This is a genomic window from Blautia sp. AM23-13AC (assembly GCF_003435675.1).
GTDB lineage: Bacteria > Bacillota > Clostridia > Lachnospirales > Lachnospiraceae > Fusicatenibacter > Fusicatenibacter saccharivorans.
Map to the genome: position 1 here is coordinate 91,750 of NZ_QTUL01000006.1, position 17,471 is coordinate 109,220.

At 51.1% G+C, this 17,471-nt stretch carries 14 protein-coding genes; 1 reads left to right on the forward strand and 13 read right to left on the reverse strand.

The annotated features are described in order from the left end of the window. Positions 1-131: 131 nt before the first annotated feature. The 11 genes from DW642_RS08780 to DW642_RS08830 form a co-directional block, all read right to left on the reverse strand. Positions 132-683 carry a flavin reductase family protein gene (locus DW642_RS08780; protein WP_055219194.1) on the reverse strand — a complete coding sequence of 184 codons (552 nt, stop codon included), beginning with the start codon at positions 681-683 and terminating at the stop codon, positions 132-134. Between the two features lie 85 nt (positions 684-768). After that, positions 769-1,893: a non-canonical purine NTP pyrophosphatase gene (locus tag DW642_RS16540; protein ID WP_117509935.1), complete on the reverse strand. Its 1,125-nt coding sequence runs from the start codon at positions 1,891-1,893 to the stop codon at positions 769-771. A gap of 12 nt (positions 1,894-1,905) precedes the next feature. Beyond that, positions 1,906-2,841, reverse strand: coding sequence for a carbohydrate kinase family protein (locus DW642_RS08790; RefSeq protein WP_055265602.1), 936 nt, complete (start codon positions 2,839-2,841; stop codon positions 1,906-1,908). Positions 2,842-2,930: 89 nt separating this feature from the next. Next, a complete protein-coding gene (gene rlmD, locus DW642_RS08795) occupies positions 2,931-4,220 on the reverse strand; it encodes a 23S rRNA (uracil(1939)-C(5))-methyltransferase RlmD (protein ID WP_117509936.1) in 1,290 nt (429 codons plus the stop codon). A 19-nt stretch (positions 4,221-4,239) separates the two neighbouring features. After that, positions 4,240-5,070, reverse strand: a complete 831-nt coding sequence (locus tag DW642_RS08800; RefSeq protein ID WP_117509937.1) for a deoxyribonuclease IV — start codon at positions 5,068-5,070, stop codon at positions 4,240-4,242. A gap of 60 nt (positions 5,071-5,130) precedes the next feature. Then, positions 5,131-6,663, reverse strand: a complete 1,533-nt coding sequence (locus DW642_RS08805) for an ATP-binding protein (RefSeq protein ID WP_117509938.1) — start codon at positions 6,661-6,663, stop codon at positions 5,131-5,133. Between the two features lie 28 nt (positions 6,664-6,691). Beyond that, on the reverse strand, positions 6,692-7,756 hold the full coding sequence (locus tag DW642_RS08810; RefSeq protein WP_117509939.1) for a metallophosphoesterase family protein: 1,065 nt from the start codon (positions 7,754-7,756) through the stop codon (positions 6,692-6,694). A gap of 129 nt (positions 7,757-7,885) precedes the next feature. Next, positions 7,886-9,277, reverse strand: a complete 1,392-nt coding sequence (gene asnS / locus DW642_RS08815; RefSeq protein ID WP_117509940.1) for an asparagine--tRNA ligase — start codon at positions 9,275-9,277, stop codon at positions 7,886-7,888. 76 nt (positions 9,278-9,353) lie between these two features. After that, complete coding sequence (locus DW642_RS08820) at positions 9,354-11,822, reverse strand: hypothetical protein (RefSeq protein WP_117509941.1); 2,469 nt, start codon at positions 11,820-11,822, stop codon at positions 9,354-9,356. Then, a complete protein-coding gene (locus tag DW642_RS08825; RefSeq protein WP_117509942.1) occupies positions 11,822-12,979 on the reverse strand; it encodes a class I SAM-dependent methyltransferase in 1,158 nt (385 codons plus the stop codon). The genes DW642_RS08820 and DW642_RS08825 overlap by 1 nt, the downstream gene beginning before the upstream one ends. Positions 12,980-13,126: 147 nt before the next feature. After that, positions 13,127-13,552, reverse strand: coding sequence for a hypothetical protein (locus DW642_RS08830; protein WP_082424871.1), 426 nt, complete (start codon positions 13,550-13,552; stop codon positions 13,127-13,129). Between the two features lie 163 nt (positions 13,553-13,715). On the opposite strand from DW642_RS08830, the gene DW642_RS08835 reads away from it, so the two are divergent. Next, positions 13,716-14,807, forward strand: coding sequence for a TM7S3/TM198-like domain-containing protein (locus DW642_RS08835; RefSeq protein ID WP_158555001.1), 1,092 nt, complete (start codon positions 13,716-13,718; stop codon positions 14,805-14,807). Between the two features lie 77 nt (positions 14,808-14,884). Here the strand turns inward: DW642_RS08835 and DW642_RS08840 are convergent, their stop codons facing one another. Both DW642_RS08840 and DW642_RS08845 read right to left on the reverse strand, forming a co-directional pair. Continuing rightward, positions 14,885-16,105: an ABC transporter substrate-binding protein gene (locus DW642_RS08840; protein ID WP_158555002.1), complete on the reverse strand. Its 1,221-nt coding sequence runs from the start codon at positions 16,103-16,105 to the stop codon at positions 14,885-14,887. A 159-nt stretch (positions 16,106-16,264) separates the two neighbouring features. Continuing rightward, positions 16,265-16,930, reverse strand: a complete 666-nt coding sequence (locus DW642_RS08845; RefSeq protein ID WP_117509945.1) for an RluA family pseudouridine synthase — start codon at positions 16,928-16,930, stop codon at positions 16,265-16,267. Positions 16,931-17,471: the final 541 nt, after the last annotated feature.

Consider the following 17,471-nt stretch of genomic DNA (forward strand, 5'->3'; position numbering starts at 1 on the left):
CACCTCCGTTAGTTTCTGATATGTAAAATATTTATATATATAATTTATACATATCATAAGACGATGGAGGTGGTTTGTCAAGGGGAATATATAAAATTTTTACATATTCGCTGTCATGTCATCATCTGTGTTTATTTCAGGGCTTTTCCGGAACCGAATGCGTCGCCGACTTTGTCGCCCATGGCGAGATAGGTGTTGTTGACCGGGTCGAAGGCGATTGGTTTCAGTTTTTTCGGGTCGATCTTTCCGTCGGTCAGAACGCTCTCGTCTGCGCAGACGTTCACGATCTCGCCGACCAGAATGCCGTTGTCAAAGCTTTTCACTTTGCACTCCAGTGCCATCGGAAGCTCGTCGATCAGCGGCGCGTTGACGAATTCGCTCTTCGTTGCATGGAAACCGGCGCGTGCAAATTTATCCGGAACTTTTCTGCCGGACTCGATGCCGACGTAATCGCAGCCAACAACAGTATCCTCGGTTGCCATGCTGACGGTGAAGGCACCGGTTGCGGCAAGGTTGTCTGTTGTCTTGTGGTCGCCCATGCTGATGGAGATCTCATTGAAATCTGTGACTACACCCCATGCAGCATTCATGGCATCCGGGTTGCCATCTTTGTCATATGTTGCAATAATCAGAACCGGAAGTGGATACATGTTTGGTTTTGCTCCAAAATTTACTCTGCTCATGGTTGTTCCTCCTGTTTTGCTTGATTTTCTTTATTATAACGCTTACAGCAAACTTTAACACAAGAGATTTTCTCTGCAAATTTTCTTAATCGTTTAATTTTCTCGTCATATCATGCCATTCCTCGCCGCCCCAGGTGGATGCGGAGATTCCCTCGTCGCGGAAATTCATCTTTTTGTACATCTCCACCTTATCCTGCAGGCAGGTCAGAATGAGCTGTTTTCTTCCGTTTTTCTGTTCCCGGCGGCTGTACTCTTCCATCAGCGCGCGGGCGATTCCCTGGCCGCGGTATTCCGGCAGGACACTGAGACCCAGCAGCATGACGTTTTCTCCCTTCGGGTCGTACAGACTGATTTCATCGAAAAAGGCATCACGGAATTTTGTCTCGTTTGTTGCAAGTCCGTTCAGCGTTCCGGCGATTTTTCCGGTTTCTTTGTCTACTGCCGCCAGAAACAGCTCCGGCGCGTACTGCACCCGCTCGCGCATGCTCTTTTCGGAGCACGCCTCATTCGGCGGAAAGCACGCCAGCTCAATGGCAACGCCCTGTTCCATTTCGTCCTGGCGGATGGTTCGAAGTTCATATCGTTCCATTTTATGGTATTCCTCCATTGCCCGCTCAAAAAACTGCAGAAAACCGTCTTCCACGGCAAGCTGATCGAGCGCGGCTTCTTGCTCATTCAGATCGTAATAATATTTTCCGGTCCGCAGATCGATCGACAGACGGTCGAGCGGAAAGCCTTTTTTGCTCATCGGATGGGGTGTGCTGACCATGCGGAAAGGAGCGCTCTCCATTGACGGGTCCATCGCGTCATAGCGGTGGTCCGCATCAAGAATCAGCGAAACTGCGTTTTTGTAGCGTCCCGTCAGGCCGCCGTACTTTTCTGCAAGGGCGGCGTAATGCACGGTCATTTCTTCATCGGACAGATACTTTCCGTTCACGGTCCGCACATGGACGCCGGGCTGGTCGTCCTCTGCCACGTTGTCAAAATACAGACCGGAATCACAGGAGAACACCGGCATATGAAGCGCGTTGAAATACGCCTCCACCTTTTTCCTGGCATTTTCCAGCGGCGTTTTTCCATCCTCGATAATCTCTGGCTGCTTAACACCGCCAAGATCTTTCAGCCCGATCAGCTCAATTCCAAGACCGGCAAGGCGGTGACGCATCGCGTCGAGTTTTGCCGGGTTGCCGGTTCCGTACAGTAACTTCATTTCTGCCCCCTTCTATGCCTCGATGCCGAACTCTTCCGGGCGGAAGCGCGGGCAGACATTTTCCGACGATGTGATGACGGATGCAGCAAGACGCGTACCGATTTCAACTGCCTTGCCAAGCGTTTTTCCATAGGTCAGACCGGCGGAAACACCTGCGCAGAACGCATCACCGGCTCCTGTTGTATCTTTTACCTGTACTTTCTGCGCCGGGCAGAAGCCGCTCTCTCCGTCTGCTTCCGCATAAACCGCTCCGTCGCCGCCCATTGTTACGACCATGGCCGGAACATTTGCCGCTTTCAGACGCTCGGCGAGAATCTTTTCCATCTCGGCCGGTGTTTTTTCGCTGTAATCATCGGAGAAGAAAACGCCTGCCTCGATCTGGTTGCAGATCAGGCAGTCAAATTTCTGCAGAAGATCTCTTCTGCTGACTGCGATGTTCATGTTGCTGACAACGCCGTACAATTTTTTATCGTATTTTTCACAGAGCTGTACCAGCTTTTTGATGATCTCTTTGTCCATATCGATCTCTGCCACAATGGAATCGCAGTTTTCGATAATTTCATCTCCGTTTTCTTCCAGAATATCGAGAATCGGCATCAGGTTCGGGCGCTGGGAAATGGAGCCCGCCAGGTCACCGTTGTGATCGAAGACAGCAAGCCATGTTCCCATACCGTTCGGGATTTCTTTCATGTATTCGGTATTGACTTTGTGGCGCTGCAGTTTGCGCACAACATCCTCGCCGAGTGCGGTATTATCCGCGATTCCAAGGAAGGTCGGGCGCAGTTCCAGGTTTGCGATATCCTCCACCACGTTTCGGCTCACACCGCCGTGGATGTATTCGACATGGCCGGCGTTTCTGCCGTCCGGGACGTAGATGTCCTCTGGAAAACCTTTGATATCCACAAAAACTGCTCCTAATACTACGATTCCATTTTTATTTACTGCCATGTTTCTTTTTTCCTCTCCTGTTTTTTCATTCCTTCTTTTTTCAGACAAGCCTCTTCGTCTGTTTCACGAAATTGTTTTCTTCTGTTGTATTAAGCCTTCTTTTGCGTTAGTAAACAGACTGTCTCCACATGCTCCGACCACGCGAACATATCATACCCCCATGCCTCTTCTGCCTTATATCCGTGTTTTGTCAGATACCGCAGGTCTCTCGCCAATGTCTCCGGATTGCAGGAGACGTAGACCACTTTTTTCGGTGAAAGGGTTACGACAGAGGACAGAAAGGCTTCATCACTGCCGGCTCTTGGCGGGTCCATGAAGACGATGTCGGCTTTTTCGCCTTTTTCGGCCATGGAGACCATGAAGGCGCCGGCGTCGTTCTGGTAGAAGGAGACGTTTTTGATTTGGTTTCGTTTGGCGTTTGTTACGGCATCGCGGACGGCGTCCGGGTTCAGTTCGACGCTGATGACTTCTCTGGCATCGCGGGATGCGATGAGGCCGATGGTTCCGATTCCGCAGTAGGCGTCCATGACGCGTTCGTTTCCGGTGAGGCCGGCCAGGGAGATGGCTTTTTCGTACAGGTTTTTCGTCTGAACCGGGTTGACCTGGTAGAAGGACTGCGGGGAGATGCGGAAGGTGCAACCGCAGAGTTCATCCTCGATGTAACCGCGTCCGAAGAGGACAATGTCGCGTTTTCCGAGTACCATGCTGTCGGTGCGGTCGTTGACGTTCAGTACGATCGTGGTGATCTCCGGGTGGAGTTTGCGCAGGGCCTTTACGAAGTTGTTTTTTGACGGGAAGACTGGTGATACGCAGACGAGGACGACCATGATCTCGCCGGAAGTAAAGCCGGTGCGCACCATGACGTGGCGCAGGAGGCCGTAGCCGCTGTCCTCGTTGTAGATCATGATTTTGAAGCTCTTCAGCAGACTGCGGATATCGCGGATGATGGCATCGGCACGCTGATCCTCGAGCAGGCACTCATCGACCGGGACCACTTTGTGTGTGCCCTTTTCATAAATGCCGGATATGATCGTTCCGTCTTTTTTGCGTGCAAAGGCGGAATTGACTTTATTCCGGTAATGATAAGGATTTTCCATGCCAACCATGCCTTTGACCGGGACGATGCCCTTCAGAGTCTTCTTCAGGAACTGCTCTTTTTTCGCGAGCTGCTCTTCGTAGGAGAGGTTCAGATATGTGCATCCGCCGCATTTTTTCTGATAAGGACATTTCGACGATGATGAACTCTTTTTCTGCTTTCCTTTTTCCGGTGCCACGCTCTTTGTTTTCTCGATACGAACAGCTTTCTTTTTATTTTCCCTGTCGAAATACGTCTTTTTTCTTCCGTCAGTTCTTTTATTTTTCTCTCTCGTGTTTTCCACTTTCTCTTACCTTCTTCCTCTATTTCGCAAACCCGCGCAGCAGCGCGATCTCTTTTGCATATCCGTCCAGCTCATTCGGTGTTTCCAGATAGAACGGCAGTCCCGCCAGCGCCGGATGTGTCACAATCCGCTCAAATGCCGCAAGTCCCAGCGATCCCTCGCCGATCTTCTCATGGCGGTCCTTATGGCTCTCAAACGGATTCTTGCTGTCGTTCAGATGAACCGCTTTCAGCTTCGAAAGTCCTACCACGCGGTCGAACCTCTCAAGCACATCATCGAGGTGATCCACAATATCGTATCCCGCATCGTACACATGGCACGTATCTAGGCAGACACCCATGTGGTCTTTTAATTCCACGCGCTCCAGAATCGCCGCCAGCTCCTCAAACGAGCGGCCGACTTCGGTTCCTTTTCCTGCCATCGTCTCAAGCAGCACCGTGGTCGTCTGCTCCGGTTTTAAAATTTCATTCAGCATCTCCGAAATCAGACGGATTCCCTCTTCCGCCCCCTGTCCGGTATGACTGCCCGGGTGGAAATTGTAGCAGTTTCCCGGCGTATACTCCATCCGTTTCAGATCATCCGCCATCGTCATCCATGCAAACTCTCTCGTGTGCGCATCCTTCGAGCACGGATTCAGCGTGTACGGCGCATGTGCCAAAATGCGCTCGATTCCATGCTCCTTACTGTAAGAAAGAAACGCTGCGACATCCGCCTCGTCGATGGCTTTCGCCTTGCTTCCTCTCGGGTTTCTTGTAAAAAACTGAAAGGTATTCGCCCCGATGGACACCGCCTCTTTTCCCATGGCAAGATATCCTTTGGACGATGATAAATGACATCCTATTGTCAGCATAACTTCTATTCTCCTTTATTTCCAAACCACAACTCACCGATTCTCTGCGAGCCGCATTACTTAAAGCACAATTTTCCGGTACGGAATTCCCATCTCCGAGAGTGCTTCCTCCTCCCGCTTCTGACACGTAAAGAGCAGCACCTGCGTCCGGTTTTCCGCCAGCCATTTCAAAGTTTCTTTCAGCCGGTTTTCATCGTAAAACGCAAACGATTCATCGAGAATCACCGGCAGCTCCTCCTCGCCGCAGAGCACATCCATCGCCGCCATGCGGAGCGCAAAGTACGCCTGCTCGATCGTGCCGCGGCTGACCTGTTCAAGCGGCACATATTCGTCTGCGGTGTGAAGACCGATCCGCAGATTCTCATCCATATTCACCTGCAGATAGCGACCATTCGTCAGCGATGACAGCGTTTTTGACATCTGCTGTTTTAAGCGGTCGCCGATCCGGCTCTGCATCTGTACGGAGAGACTCTGGATCGCCTCCCCCGCTAGGGAAAGCGCATCGAGTTCTTCCTGCAGATGATCTTTTTCCGTCATGGAAATGCAGAGCTCTTCGTATTCACTCTGCAAGTTCGACAGCACCGTCTGTTTCTGCCCCAGCTCCTGCTTCAGGCGGTCCACATTCCACTGCTGGCGGCGGATCGCCTGCTCCTCCGGCTCCGTCACGACCTGCTCGACCTCCGTTTTCCGGTGACGGAACAGACTGTACGCCAGATACAAGAGCGCCGCAATCGCAAGCCCGAGTCCCGTTCTCGTCAGCAGCGAATCAATATGGAAGAACTGCAGAATGCATAAGAACAAGAGAAATCCAGCCAGCGCCACGCACGCGGCACCCCATTTGCGGCTCTTCCGAGATTCTTTTTTCATCTTCCGCACCCGTTCGATCGGCACATCCTTCTGATAAATATCCCGCTTCATCTGCTCTTTCGCCTGCTGCAGATTCTCCTCGCTCTGACGGCACTCCTCCGTAAAAACGGAAATTTTCGTCTCAAGTTCTTCCTTCCGTTTTTCCAGTCCCGCCAGCGTCTTTTTCTGTTCCTGCTCCAGGCGCTTTCTCTTCTGCTTCAGCAGATCCAGCGCCGCCGCCACATCGAGCTCTCCATCGCTGCTCCCCTGGTAATTTGCCATATAGTTCCGCAGCTCATCCGCAAGCCCTTCCTCGGTTCTGCCTTTTAACTGCCCGATCGAAGCCGTATTATCATACACAATCTCACTGACACCGCCGAGCAGCATGGAAAGATCGCCGTCCTCCACGGAGAGCACCTCGCCGTCCGTCAGGCACACCAGCTTTGCATTGGCGTTCTGCCGCCCGAAATTCCGGGTCAGGCGGAACCGTTTGCCGCCGCTTTCAAGCACCATCTCTCCCGCATAGTATGCCGGATTTTCCCATGGCTCATAACGACTGTAGACATCATTTTTTGCCGCCCGCCCCCGGCCGCGTGTCATGCCGAACAGCATGCTGCGGATGAAGGTATGGACGGTCGATTTTCCGCTCTCATTTTCCCCGCTGATGAGCTGAATCCCATCGGAAAATTCCAGTGTGCGGTTCTGCATTTTTCCAAAATTGCGGATTTCCAGTTTTTCTATTTTCATCTTCTATATACCTCCCGCAATCTTTTTTTCAGCCGTTCCTGCGTGCCGCCAGCAGCGCCTCGAGACCATAGTCGAGCGCCTTCTGTGACTGCGCATCCGTCTTTGTTTCAAACGCTTCAATATAGGCGCTGATCAGACTAGCGCCATACGTTTTCTTCAGCTGTTCCAGATCGTACGCCGGACGTGTTTCATCCTCCACGGAGATGACTCTGCCGCAGTCCAGCAGCCGTTTCGGAGAAAATTCCAGCTCGGCGGCGCGGTGTCCCACAAGTTTCAGACGGATGATTTTTCGGATCTTTCCATCCTCCCGCAGCGCCAGTTCCTGTTTCAGCTTTGTCTCAAGCGCATACTGCGTCAGATCCTCCGTCACGTTCAACACCAGATCTTCGTACTCATATCTGGCAAACGGCACAAACTGAATCCGCGTGCCGTGCTCGTCCACCGTTCCGCGGATGTAGCCGTGCGGCCCCGACTGCGTCTCATCCGTCGGTTCGAGTGCGCCTGCGTATGCCATTTTGTCGGGAATAAGAATCCCCGGCTTATGAATGTGCCCGCACGCAATATAATCAAACCCAGCCTGCGCCATGCGGCCCGGATTCCACGGCATGTGGCGGGCATCGCCGCCGTGCGCGAGCAGCAGATGATATTTCATTTTTCCCTCCGGCCGCACGCCGTCCAGCCGGTTTTCCAGAATCTCTTTTTTGTCGTAACTGCATCCGTACACCGCCGTCTTCTTCTCCGGGACTTCAACACACTCCGGCTCCGGCGACAGGAGCATTACCACGTTGTCTGCCCAGTCGAAACCGCGGTAAAAGCTCTCCCGCTTCACATAATCGTGGTTTCCGGCAATCAGCACGACGATCGTCTCCGGGATGGAAGCAAAGAGATCATTAACCTCTTTCAGTTCCCGCAGAAGCGGCTGGCACTGAAACAGATCTCCCGCGATCAGCAGAAAGTCCGTCTTTTCCCGACCGGCCAGGCGGATGATCCGCCGGAAGCTCTCCCAGATGGCCTCCCCGCGCTCCTCGCTCCAGGGAAATCCCGCATCCGGCTGCATGCCGAGATGCACATCCGCAATATGAATAAACCGCATAGGCGCATACCCCTTTCTGGATTCATTTTCTCCATTACTGCAATACGGACGTCAGGCGCACCAAATCCACATTGGATTCCACTGCACCCGGCATCCGTATTTTTTAAGTTTCTATATCACTTTTCGTAATTACAGCTCACAGTTGTTTACTGTTCTCGGGAACGGGATGACGTCGCGGATATTACCCATTCCGGTCAGATACATGACGCATCTTTCAAATCCCAGTCCGAATCCTGCATGGTGGGTAGAACCATATTTTCTGAGGTCCAGATAGAATCCGTAATCTTCCTCAGCAAGTCCCAGCTCTTTCATACGGCCAAGCAGTTTCTCGTAGTCGTCCTCACGCTGACTTCCGCCGATGATCTCTCCGATGCCAGGAACCAGACAGTCCATAGCGGCAACGGTCTTGTTGTCATCGTTCAGCTTCATGTAGAACGCTTTGATCTCCTTCGGATAATCGGTAACGAAAACCGGTTTCTTGAAGATCTGCTCGGTCAGATAACGCTCATGCTCGGTCTGCAGATCGCATCCCCAGTATACTTTGTAATCGAATTTGTCGTTGTTTTTCTCCAGAAGCTCGATAGCCTCGGTGTAGGTTACACGGCCGAACTCAGAATTTACGACATGGTTCAGACGCTCGATCAGTCCCTTGTCCACGAAACTGTTGAAGAACTGCATTTCTTCCGGTGCATGCTCCATAACGTAGCGGATGACATATTTCAGCATTGCCTCAGCAAGCTCCATATCGTCCTCCAGATCAGCGAATGCGATTTCCGGCTCGATCATCCAGAACTCAGCTGCGTGGCGGGTGGTGTTGGAATTCTCTGCACGGAAGGTCGGTCCGAAGGTGTAGATATTGCGGAATGCCTGTGCAAAGGTCTCGCCGTTTAACTGTCCGCTTACGGTAAGGCTTGTCTTCTTTCCGAAGAAGTCCTGTGTGAAATCAACAGCGCCGTCCTCGGTTTTCGGAATATTGTCAAGATCCATGGTGGTTACCTGGAACATCTCGCCGGCTCCCTCGCAGTCGCTGCCGGTGATCAGCGGGGTGTTGACATAAACGAAGTCTCTCTCCTGGAAGAACTGATGGATCGCATAGGCGCAGAGGGAACGAACACGGAATACTGCCTGGAAGGTGTTGGTTCTCGGACGCAGATGGGAAATGGTACGAAGGTATTCCATGGAGTGGCGTTTTTTCTGCAGCGGGTAATCCGGTGCGGAAACGCCCTCTACGGTAATTTCTGCCGCCTGAATCTCAAACGGCTGTTTTGCCTGCGGGGTAGCAACGAGGGTACCTTTTACGATGATGGCTGCGCCGACGTTCATTTTGGAAATCTCAGCGAAGTTTTCCATCTCATCGTGGTATACGATCTGCAGGGTTTCGAAATAGCTTCCGTCGTGCAGAACGATGAAACCAAAGGTTTTGGAATCACGTACGCTGCGCACCCAGCCGCCTACGGTTACTTCTTTGTCCAGGTATGCTTCCCGGTTTTTATAAATCTCTCGGATGGTTGTAAGTTTCATTGTCTTTTTTCTCCCTAAATATTCATAGTGCTTTCTTTATTCTAGCACTTTTTGCGTCATTAGAAAACCCCGCAAATCACTCGATCTTTACTTTTTTAATATAACTGATGAAGACATTGCCGTTCTGTGCGAACAATGCATCGCTGTCATCGTCAGAAAGTGCAGTTGTCTCGCCCGTTGCCGGGTTATACAGCCAGGAATTTCCAAAAATATCGTATCCGGTCAGAAGCAGACTCTCGTTCGCGCCGGTCTTTACAACAACGCCGTAGCCGCTGCTGATCATGTAGAGAATTTCTTCTCTTGTGCAGCCCGTCAGGTTCAGCAGTTCGTAATCATCACCGAGTGACTCCTTCAGCACGTTTTCGTCCAGAGATGCACTCTGGAATCCCGACGGCATCGTTGTCTCGTCGAGGCGCATGCCCTGCTGGCGGTTTCCGCGCTCCCACACATAGGACTGGCTGCTGTTCAGCACAACGCCGACATTCTCATCGGCAAGCTGTACGGCCTCGGCCGGGGAGCTTAAAATGGCGATCAGTTTTCCTTTTCCATATACATAGTAAAGATCTGCGCTGCCCGTGTCGTACGACATCGTAAGATCGGTCCGTAAGGTTGAATAGATATATTTCGGTGTCAGTGTCAGAAGCGACTGTGTTTTGCCGCTCGTCGAGAATTCCAGAAGGAACTGCTGCTCTCTTCTGTCGTCCACCGTTGCCAGGCGGCCCGTCACCAGTTCCTGGCTCTGCTGCTCGCCGTTCATGATGTGATCCTCCGGCGCATCCGCATAGCCGTTTTCCTGGCGTACCACGCGGTCCAGCTCCAGAAGGCCGTCCGAAATCGACACGCCTGTCACATAATAGCCGTCCTGGTGATACTCTTTTTTCACGTTTCCGTCGATGCTGACAATCCGCACCGTATGCATAGCGAAAACTTCATTGCCGGAAATATCTTTTAAAATATCGCTGTCATTTGCCATACCATAGACAAAGTCTTCATTGATAAAGCCAAGTGCCCGGATCTTCTGTCCGTCATCCGCCGCAAAGCGCTGCGTTTCCCCGCTCTCCAGATTCATCACGGTGATGTTCATCGCACTGCTTGCATTGTCCGCATCCATCCACGCGATGCTCTCCTGGCTTTCCGATACTACAAAGCAGTCCTCCGGGATACTTTCCCGGACCACCGTCGTCGTGCCGGTTTCAATATCTACCTTACACAGGTTCTCATTCAGATAGAGATACATCTCTCTCTGCTTGTTGACGTAGGAGAGGCGGTCGAGCTGTTTTTTCAGCATCTCGTAGGAAATATCCGCCGGAACGAAAATCTCCTCGGTTGCCACATTCCGCTCAGCGCGATAATAGTAAACGGCTGCTCCCACTTCACCCTCGTGGTTTCCGCGGTTCATATAGCCATAAACAACAAACGTCACATCGCCCGCATCATCCACACGTACAATGTTGACATCATGCTCTCCGTGCTGTTCCCGGTCATCCATGCTGCCGTTCTCACGGAAGCTGAAAACGCGGATCGTCTTGTTGGCGCTGCGGTTGTAGCACCAGAGATCACCGTTTACTACAAATGCGACAATATCACCTGCCGTATTCGTCACATACTTGGTATCCTCGCCGGTCACACCGAGGTTAATGCCGGATTTCGTCAGAACACCAAGCTCCGGATCAAAGATCTGCTGTGCGCTCCGCTCGAAGTCCAGCAGAATAATCTCTCCGTCGGACTCTCGCATCCGGTAGAACTCGCTTACGGTATAATACTCCGTCTGTCCGTTCTCATCCTGCGCACTGATCATGTACTCCTGTGTGATGCTGGTCGTCGTCTCATTCGCTTCTTTGATCTGCTGCACCGGCTGCTGTACGATCGTCGGTGCGAGGCTTCCCCAGGAAATCTGGTCGAGGCTGGAATGAATGTTGACATTGAGGAACGAAGAATTATCCCCCGTCTCATCCGGCTCAAGCTGCGGAACGAGCGCTTCCGCCTGCGTTTTATCCAGGCATGTCTGCGCAAACATCTGCGTGTAGGCCAGATAATCGCCGACCTCCACGCCGTTGCGCTGTACAATGCGGGTGTAATACCAGGCAGACTGGCCGTTTCCGTAGGCAACCTCGAGCTTCAGCGTATATTCCTGATTCATCAGAATCGCGGTCTCTAACTGGAAGTCTGCTTTCAGATAGCTTCCGTCCTCGTCAAACGATTTCAGCACCGAGTTTTCAATCAGCGCTCCGCCGTCTGTGCTTTCCACCGTATAGGTCACGTTTTTAATTTTCTGTCCTTTCGCATCAATTTCCAGCGTAAGCGAACGGTCCATCGGCAGCGGTGTCAGGTTTTCTCTTGTCGTTACGCCGTTCATCTCCTGGCGGTATCCGTACATGCGGTTCACTGTTGTGTCCGCGGTCTTCATGTACAGCACCGGAAGACTCGCTGCGTCCAGATCGGTCGCATTCTCCGTCGTCTCGTGGCTCATCAGGTGTGTGAACACACCGACTGATGCGGCAAAAACAAGAAAAAGGATCAGAATCCTTGCTGCTCTTTTATTCATCACGGCTCCTCCTTTTCTGTGAGGAGGTCTGCCAGTGTCGGCTTCACATGGTACGCTTCCATGCACGCTTTCAGTTCTTCCGGCAGTTTTTTCGAGCCTTCCTGGCGTTTTACCGCGCGGATCAGAAGGTTCTTCGGCGTGTGCTCCATGTCGATGAATTCGAGAATCTGTGTCTCATAGCCTGCATTCTCCAGAAGCTTTGCCCGGATTCCGTCGGTCAGAAGCGCCGCCATGCGCTCTTTTAAGATGCCGTAATCCATGATCGGATACAGTTCTTTATTTGCAATCTGGCGGTTCAGCTCATGCTGGCAGCACGGAACGGAAAGAATAACTTTTGCATTCCATTTGACGGCCTTTTCCAGCGCATAGTCAGTCGCCGTGTCGCACGCGTGCAGCGTCACCACCATATCGACCTCGTCGCGGCCGGTATAAGAAGCGATGTCACCCTGATAGAAATGCAGCTTTTCATAGCCATATTTCTCTGCCAGTCCGTTGCAGATTGCGATGACATCCTCTTTCAAGTCAAGTCCGATGATATTGACATCCAGTTTTTTCAGTTCGCGGAAGTAATAATACATCGCAAACGTCAGATACGATTTTCCGCAGCCGAAATCGAGAATCGTGATCTCGCGGTCCGATGGGAGCTGCGGCAGGATATCTTCGATGAACTCCAGGAAGCGGTTGATCTGGCGGAACTTGTCGTAGCGGGTCCGCACGATTTTGCCTTCTTTTGTCATAACACCGAGATCCTGTAAAAAAGGAACCGGGATTCCTTCTTCCAGAATATACCGTTTCTTCCGGTTGTGCGCCAGATTGACGGGTTTGCCGGTTCCTTTCATATGCGGTTTCTTTTTGATCGTCATCGTTCCCTTTTTGCTGACCAGAACGGATGCTGTGCAGGTGTCGGATTCGAGCTGCATCTGCTTGAAGGTTCCGTTCATCCAGTCTCTGATCCGGGTGATCACGTCGTCTTTTGTCATATTTTTATGAAACTCCTTCGTGCCGACGGTCTCCTGGCACTGAAAGAGCAGTTTTCCTTTTATTTCAACCGGGCGTATTCTCACTTTGGACACTTCACTGTCCCCTCTTGGGCCGCTGATCGTGATACGGTACAGCCCTTCCCGGATTTCATCCTGTAATAATTTCTGTAATTCCATTTATACTCTCCAAACTTTCTGAATCGTTTGTAAACATGTGTAATAAAGCCCCTTACAACCCCGCTAATATTGTAATCTGTTTTCCGCAAAACCACAACAGAAAAATTATTAAAAATGTGTTACCCTCTTATTACTTTATGGCGCGGTTTAAAGCCACAGATTGTAATAATGTTTCCTCCTGCTCCGCCTCCGGAACATTTCATTATAAAAAAGAACGCCGATCAAATCGAGCAGTTCCTCTTCTGCCGTTTTCTCATCCTTCCCGCCGTTTTCCCTGCCGTACTGACGTGCGATATTCCGACAGGTGTGCTCCATCATGAGTCGGTCCGGGAATTCGTCGTACATCATGCTGCCGCGGTAATCCATGCGGTCACACTCTGCCTCCACCAGCCGCTGCAGATCAGATGCCGTCCGGGAATAATACGACTGCATCCGCTGCCGTTCCCGCGCTTCCTGCTGCTCCTCCATACTTCTTCCCCATAAGGGCTGTGCTGCAAAAAACGGCTCTGGCCGCTCCATCGGGTTTCCCTGATAGGAATTTCTTCTATTTTCATACACTCTATCCTGATTCATGCCTGTTTTATTTCCTTTCTGCTCTTCCTTATACCATATGCACACCGCCGCCATTCTGCCGTTTCCCAGATCTCAAACACAATTTCACTTGCCAAAACCGCCGTTCCGTACTAAAATACAACCTGTATCTATTTTTCCGATACATCATATAGGAGTGAATATCATGAATCTGAATATGCAAGCTTTCAACATCAACACGCTGCTTGGCGGTCTCGATAAAGTCCGGGACGTCATGGGTGTTTACCAGCAGCAGCTTCTTCTGATTGTGATTGTTTTTGCCCTGCTGAACTGTTTCTTCGGCTATGCGCTCCGCAAGCTCTGGAGCGTCATTCCCGGATTTTTTCTCGGCGCGGCCGCCGGTTATGCAGCGGGTACCTACACGAATCAGACCACGACGATCACCCTGGCGCTTGCCGTCGGCACCGGTCTTCTGACCGCAATCATTGCTTTCGTCCTCTACAGGATCGGACTTTTTCTTCTGATCTGCGGGCTCGTCGGCTTTTGCCTCTGGCATCTCGTCAATCCAAACGATATCACAGGTTATGGACTCGTCGCCCTCGTTGCTTTCGTGATCGGCCTGATCTGCGTTCCGTTCGAACGCATTTCCGTAATCCTGGTCACCTCCATCTGCGGCGCCCTCACGACGATCCGCATGGCATATTTCTTCAAGGATCTCGATCTGAACATGATGTTCTGGATTGTCTCTGCCATTCTCGCCGCAGCAGGCATGCTCTTCCAGTTTAAACCGTGGAAAGAGGCGGACTACTGGGAGGATGACGACGAAGAAGAACGCGAACACCGTGCAAAAGCGCGCGCCAGACGGAAGCGCAGATCCGGTTTCGATCCTCTTCCATCCAGAAAGAAGAAAAAGAAACGCCGCGGCTCCTCTTCCTCTTCTTCCGGCAACGCAAGAGATCCGTACCGCAGCTATCAGAAACCGTCGAACCGTACCCGTGTTTCGCAGAACACCATGTACGATTTCCGTTTTGTTCCGGAAGAACCTGACGATGACGACGATGAGAAAGATCTTCCGAAAATCATCCGCCGCCGGCCATCCGCAAAACCGGCCGCTCCGGAGGAGTTTGACGAAGAAGAAACATCCCCAAAAGCTTCCATGGGCGACACGAAGCCGTATACCTCTCCTTCCAAACCGCAGATCACCGAGGACGGCATCCCGGATGTCGATCTCTCCGCGATCCGGCAGCAGATTTCCGAAGAGGTACAGAGAATTTACGAAGACGATCAGAACTCGTAATCCGCACTGCAGCGCAGAAAACCCGTCAGGCAAAGGAACATTCCCTTGTCTGCCGGGTTCATTTTTTATCCTGATTTTCAGTTATAAAGATACTTCTGATTCGTCTCCAGATCGATCGTGTCTTTGTCGATCCACTGATATCCCGTATCGATCTTCTGATCTACCGGAAGTCCCTGAATCGCGCGGACGGCCGCCACGATTGCCGCATAGCCAAGACCGTACGGATTCTGCGTTACGGTACCGTACTCGCGTCCCTCCTGGATCGCTTTCTGCTGTTTTTCACCGGAATCAAAACCGACAATCTGAATCTGCTCAGTATTTTCCATATCCGCCAGCGCATCCAGCGTCTGGTCTGCCATGTCTTCGTTCGTACAGAAGATGCCCTTCAGAGCCGGGTAGGTTTCAAGTGTATTTTTCAGCATGTCCGCGATGGATTCTTCTCCATCTCCGTAATTCACCTGAACCACTTTCACGTCGGTATATTTTTCTTCGATCTCTTTTTTAAATGCTTCCACGCGCTCTACGCTGCTCTCGGTGTTGTACTGATGTGCAACAATCGCAACCTCTCCGCTGTTGCCGATGGCCTCGCAGAGATGATCTGCCGCAAGCTTTGCTGCCGCTGCGTGATCAGTCGCACATGTCGAGGTGATCAGATCACTCTCGATACCGGAATCCGCGATGACGACTGGAATCTGGCTGTCGGAAGCCTCTTCCATCTGTGCCTGTCCCGACTGCTGGTCAATGATGCCAAGGATCAGCGCGTCCGGATTTTCCGAAATGACAGAGTCGATGATATTGATCTGAGAGTTGGTGTCACTTTCATTTTCCGGGCCTTCAAATGTCATATAAACTTTGTCGTTTCCGTTGTAGCCAAGCGAGGCGTTCAGATCGTCAAGTGCCTGCTGTGCACCGGCTTTTACGGCTTTCCAGAAACCGGCACTTAAGTCTTTTGCAACCACGGCGATGTAAGAGCCTTTTTCAACGGTAAGTCCATCCACGGTGTCGTACAATGCTTCCATGCCGTCCTTGTGCGGAACGGTGATTTCTATTCGTTTTTTGTCTGCTTCTTTTCCTTCATCTCCAGAGCTTTCAGAAGATGTGGATGCACTGGCTGACTCTGCTGTAGAATCTGCGCTGGACGATGAGGCCTCCGGGCTTTCTTCTTCCGCCGGAGTTTCTGTCACTTCCTGAGACGACGATGCTGCGGTGCTCTTGTCTGTCACTGCTTCTTTTCCGCATCCAGCTGCCGAGCACAGCAGGATTCCGGAAAGCAGTACTGCAATCATTCTGCGTTTCATAATTCTCCCTTTCTGCTTTGCCTGATGAATCATTTTCCATTACTTTTTGCAGTTTTGTTACATAACCTTTCTCTATTATACACAAACCGTAAAAATAGTCCAGTCCTGTTTTCTTATGATTTTCTGAACTTTTTTGCAATTTCACATAGCTCTGAATAGTTACACAAAGCTGTGGAAGGTTTCACCTTCTGGTTTTACGGTAAACGAAAGCTGTTTGCCTGTCCGCGGATGCTTCAGCTCGAGATGATGCGCGCACAGCGCCAGAGATCCTTTCTCCTTCGCCCCATATTTTGCATCCCCCGCCAGCGGATATCCCGCATGGGAAAACTGGACGCGGATCTGGTGGTGGCGGCCCGTTCCGAGGTGGATCTGCGCCAGGGTTCGGTTCTCCTGTGTCCTTATCACTTCATATTCCAGCACCGCTTTTTTCGCTCCGGCGGTGCCTGGCTGTACGACGCGGGATGTGTTGCTCCGTCCGTCTTTTACAAGGAAATCTTCAAACTTCTGCACGCCCTGTTTTTCGATTTTTCCCTCACAGACGGCGAGATACTCTTTCTTCATCGTCCCGTCCTGCACCTGCCGTCCCAGTTTTCCTGCGGCGTCTTTGTTTTTCGCAAACACCAGCACGCCCTCAACCGGCTGATCGAGCCGGTGAACGACCGCCAGATATGGAATCTGATTCCGCGCCTGCCCCGGTGTTTTCGCCCTTGCCTGCTTCGCCAAATAATTCAGCAGCGCATGCTCCAGATCCATCTGTCCCATCCGCGCATTCTGCACTGCCATGCCCGCGTGCTTGTGAACAACAAGAATATCGTTATCTTCCATTAAAATATCTTCTCTGCAAAATCCAGCCACTTTCTTCTCCTGTCCTGACTTCTTATTTTCGATACACGGATTTCTCCGCTGTTATGCTTTAAGAAGTATGCACCATTTCCGCCGCATCTGTCAAGAAAAACATGCCCGGCGGACGAATTACACAACACAGAAAGCGATCGCCATACCAATCATTTTTTCTGATACAGCGACCGCTTTTTCTTTATTTTCCATATTCAGTTTTTTCTCTACTTTCAAGGATTTTCACTGGTTTTCTTTCTTTACCGATCTGTGATCTTTGTTTTCGCTTTCGTTTGATATTTCAAAGATCGTTTCTCTTCCATTTCCCTGTTGTAGATTTTCTTTTTTCGGGAAGATGTTCTTTTTCAGAGGCTTTTCCTTTGCGGTTAAGATTTCCACTCCGAAAATCTTTTCCTTAGGATTTCCTAAGATCTGCTCTGATCTCATGTTTATCAAAAGGTTTTCTTTCGAACTTCTTTTGTATGGATCTTTATCTCAGGTTTTCTTTCCTTTCGGAAGTCTCTCATCTTAA